The organism is Microbacterium sp., assembly GCF_031988965.1.
Classification (GTDB): domain Bacteria; phylum Actinomycetota; class Actinomycetes; order Actinomycetales; family Microbacteriaceae; genus Microbacterium.
Window position 1 is genome coordinate 1 of the sequence record NZ_DALZXX010000212.1, and the last position, 3,558, is coordinate 3,558.

2 protein-coding genes and 1 pseudogene are annotated in these 3,558 nt (G+C 68.3%); 2 read left to right on the forward strand and 1 reads right to left on the reverse strand.

Annotated features, from left to right (window positions below; translation table 11 throughout):
* The coding region (yicI, locus tag RTM68_RS17670) for an alpha-xylosidase (RefSeq protein ID WP_312173483.1) at window positions 1–1,694 on the forward strand (1,694 nt) is incomplete at its 5' end.
* Complete coding sequence (locus RTM68_RS17675; RefSeq protein WP_312173485.1) at window positions 1,691–3,127, forward strand: GH1 family beta-glucosidase; 1,437 nt, start codon at window positions 1,691–1,693, stop codon at window positions 3,125–3,127. The genes yicI and RTM68_RS17675, both read left to right, overlap by 4 nt.
* A 76-nt stretch (window positions 3,128–3,203) precedes the next feature.
* Here the strand turns inward: RTM68_RS17675 and RTM68_RS17680 are convergent.
* Window positions 3,204–3,558: pseudogene (locus tag RTM68_RS17680) on the reverse strand (hypothetical protein); the annotation flags it as partial.

A 3,558-nucleotide genomic window follows, 5' to 3' on the forward strand; every position in this document is an offset into this window, starting at 1 on the left:
TCGGCGAGCTGATCTACGGTCTCGGTGAGCGCTTCGGTCCGCTCGTGAAGAACGGGCAGTCGGTCGACATCTGGAATGCCGACGGCGGCACCTCGAGCGAGCAGGCGTACAAGAGCATCCCGTTCCATCTGTCGAACCGCGGGTACGGCGTGCTCGTGAACGACCCCGGCCACGTCTCGTACGAGATCGGCTCGGAGACCGTCGAGCGCGTGCAGTTCTCGGTGTCGGGAGAAGTCCTCGAGTACTTCGTGATCGCGGGGCCCACACCCAAGGACGTGCTCTCTCGCTACACCGCTCTCACCGGCCGACCGCCCGTGGTGCCCGCGTGGTCGTACGGGCTGTGGCTGTCGACGAGCTTCACGACCGACTACGACGAGCAGACCGTCAGCGCGTTCATCGACGAGATGGCCGCACGCGAGTTGCCGGTATCGGTCTTCCACTTCGACTGCTTCTGGATGCGCGAGTTCAACTGGTGCGACTTCGAGTGGGACCCGCGGGTGTTCCCGGACCCCGAGGGGATGCTGACGCGGCTGCACGAGAAGGACCTGCGCGTCTGCGTGTGGATCAATCCGTACATCGCGCAGCGCTCCCCGCTGTTCCGCGAGGCAGCCGACAGGGGCTTCCTCGTGCGACGGGCCGACGGCTCCGTGTGGCAGTGGGACCTGTGGCAGGCGGGCATGGGCCTCGTCGACTTCACGAACCCGGATGCCACGGCCTGGTATCAGGGGCACCTGCGCCGGCTGATCGCCCAGGGCGTCGACTGCTTCAAGACAGACTTCGGCGAGCGCATCCCGACCGAGGTGGTGTGGGCCGACGGCTCGGATCCCGAGCGGATGCACAACCTGTACACCGACCTCTACAACCGTGCCGTGCATGACGTGCTCACCGAAGCTCGCGGAGCCGACGACGCGGTGCTGTTCGCCCGCTCGGCCACGGCCGGGGGCCAGAGCATGCCCGTGCACTGGGGCGGCGACTCCACGTCGACCTACACTTCTATGGCCGAGACGCTGCGCGGCGGTCTCTCGCTCGCGCTCACCGGATTCGCCTTCTGGAGCCATGACATCGGCGGCTTCGAAGGCACGCCGGATGCCGGGGTCTTCAAGAGGTGGACGGCGTTCGGCCTGCTCGGCTCGCACTCGCGCTTCCACGGTTCGAGCTCATACCGGGTGCCGTGGATGTTCGACGAGGAAGCAGTCGAGGTGACGCGCCGCTTCACGCACCTCAAGATGCGCCTGATGCCGTATCTGTATCAGCAGGGTGTCGAGGCGTCGCAGACGGGCCTTCCCCTGATGCGGCCGATGCAGCTGGAGTTCCCGGACGATCCCGCCGTCGGTTACCTCGACCGCCAGTACATGCTCGGGGCGAATCTGCTGGTCGCGCCGGTGTTCTCGCCTGACGGATCGGTCGAGTTCTATCTGCCCGAGGGCGAATGGACCTCGCTCCTCACGGGTGAGACGGTCGTCGGCGGCGGGTGGCGCCGAGAGGTGCACGGCTTCGAGTCCCTGCCCCTGTACGTGCGTCCCGGCACCCTGCTGCCCTGGGGTGCGCGCACCGACAAGCCCGACTACGACTACCACGACGGTCTGACCCTGCGCGTCTTCCCCGGCGGTACGGGCACCGCGACCGTGACCGTGACCGCCCCGGACGGCGAAGCGAAGTCGTACTCGGCCGATCTGTCGGAGGTGACCGGATGACGCTCCGCTCCCCCGCCGACGACTACCGCGGGTCAGGGCTCCTGCTTCCCGAGGGGTTCACCTTCGGGTCGGCGACCGCGTCGTATCAGATCGAGGGCGCCGCGTCGGAGGACGGACGGACCCCGTCGATCTGGGACACGTTCAGCAGGACCCCGGGCAAAGTCTGGAACGGTGACACCGGAGACGTCGCGTGCGACCACTACCACCGGGTCGACGAGGATCTCGACCTGATGAGCGACCTCGGACTGCAGGCCTATCGGTTCTCGATCGCCTGGCCGCGGATCGTGCCGGCAGCTGACGGGACGGTGAACCGGGCCGGTGTCGACTTCTACTCCAAGCTGGTCGACGGCCTGCTCAAGCGCGGCATCCGCCCGGTGGCGACGCTGTACCACTGGGATCTGCCGCAGTACCTCGAGAATGCGGGCGGATGGACATCCCGCGCCACCACCGATGCCTTCGAACGGTACGCCGAGGTGATGGGTGCGGCGCTCGGCGACCGCGTGCACACCTGGACGACCCTGAACGAACCGTGGTGCTCGGCGTACCTGGGTTATGGTCAGGGCGGTCACGCTCCCGGTCGCCACGAGCCGGCATCCGCCCTCGCCGCCGTGCACCACCTGAACCTCGCCCACGGGCGCGCGGTGCAGGCGCTGCGCGCGACCTCCACCGGTGACCCCGACTACTCCGTGACGCTGAACTTCCACGTGTTGCGAGGTCAGGGCGACGGAGCAGCCGAAGCGATGAGGCGCATCGACGCTCTGGCGAACAGGGCCTTCACGCATCCGATGCTGCGCGGCGAGTATCCGGCGGATCTTCTGGAAGACACCTCGTCGGTCACCGACTGGTCGTTCGTGCAGGAGGGCGACCTCGCCACGGTGAACCAGCCGATCGACGTGCTCGGTGTCAACTACTACTCCACCGCGACCGTGCGGCTGTGGGATGGCGTCTCGGAGAAGCAGCAGAACGACGGCCACAAGGGGGCCGCCGGCGGCACCGCGTGGCCGGGCAGCGACCAGCTGGTCGAGTTCGTCGAGCAGCCGGGTCCGTACACGGCGATGGGGTGGAACATCGCCCCGGAAGGACTGGAAGAGCTCCTCGTCTCCCTGTCGGAGCAGTTCCCCGCGCAGCCGCTGATGGTGACCGAGAACGGCGCCGCGTTCGATGACGAGGTCGCCGAGGACGGCTCGGTCCCCGACCCCGAGCGCACCGACTACCTGCGCCGCCACTTCACCGCCGCGCACCGTGCCATCGAGCGCGGGGTCGATCTGCGGGGCTACTTCGTGTGGTCTCTGCTCGACAACTTCGAGTGGGGATACGGCTACGCCAAGAGATTCGGCATCGTGCGGGTCGACTTCGACACGCTCGAGCGCACCGTGAAGGACTCGGGGCACTGGTACCGCGACCTCGTCCGTACGAGGACGATCGGGTCCTGATCCGAGAACGCCCGGGCGCCTGGCACAGTGTCGATTCCGACACCGTGTCGGCCCGCTGTCGCCGGTGCAGGGCTTGCTAGCGCCGGTCGGGTCGCTTGCGCTCGTTCCACGCGGCGAACGCGGATGCCGCTGCGCCGGCCGCACGGTCGATCGCCTCGGTCGACCGTGTGATGAGGTCATGCGCGGCACCCTGCCAGTTCGTGGCCGACGGAGCCTCACCGGCCTGCACGCGAGCCGCGTACTCCGCCGCTTCGAGAGCGCGCTCGAGGTCGCTCACCGCGTCACGGTACTCGGCATAGGTTGCGGCACTCGGCGTGTGCGTCGCGGCTCGGCGTGTGTCCACGGCATGGCCGGCCGCGCGGGCGTACGCGGCCGTCGCGGGCTGCTTCACATCGGTCATGGCCGGGTACGCGATCTGCAGCGCCGGATCC

Bases quoted from the DNA above. Each gene is read 5' to 3' on its own strand.
- RTM68_RS17675 (WP_312173485.1), top strand. From the start codon at position 1,691: ATGACGCTCCGCTCCCCCGCCGACGACTACCGCGGGTCAGGGCTCCTG.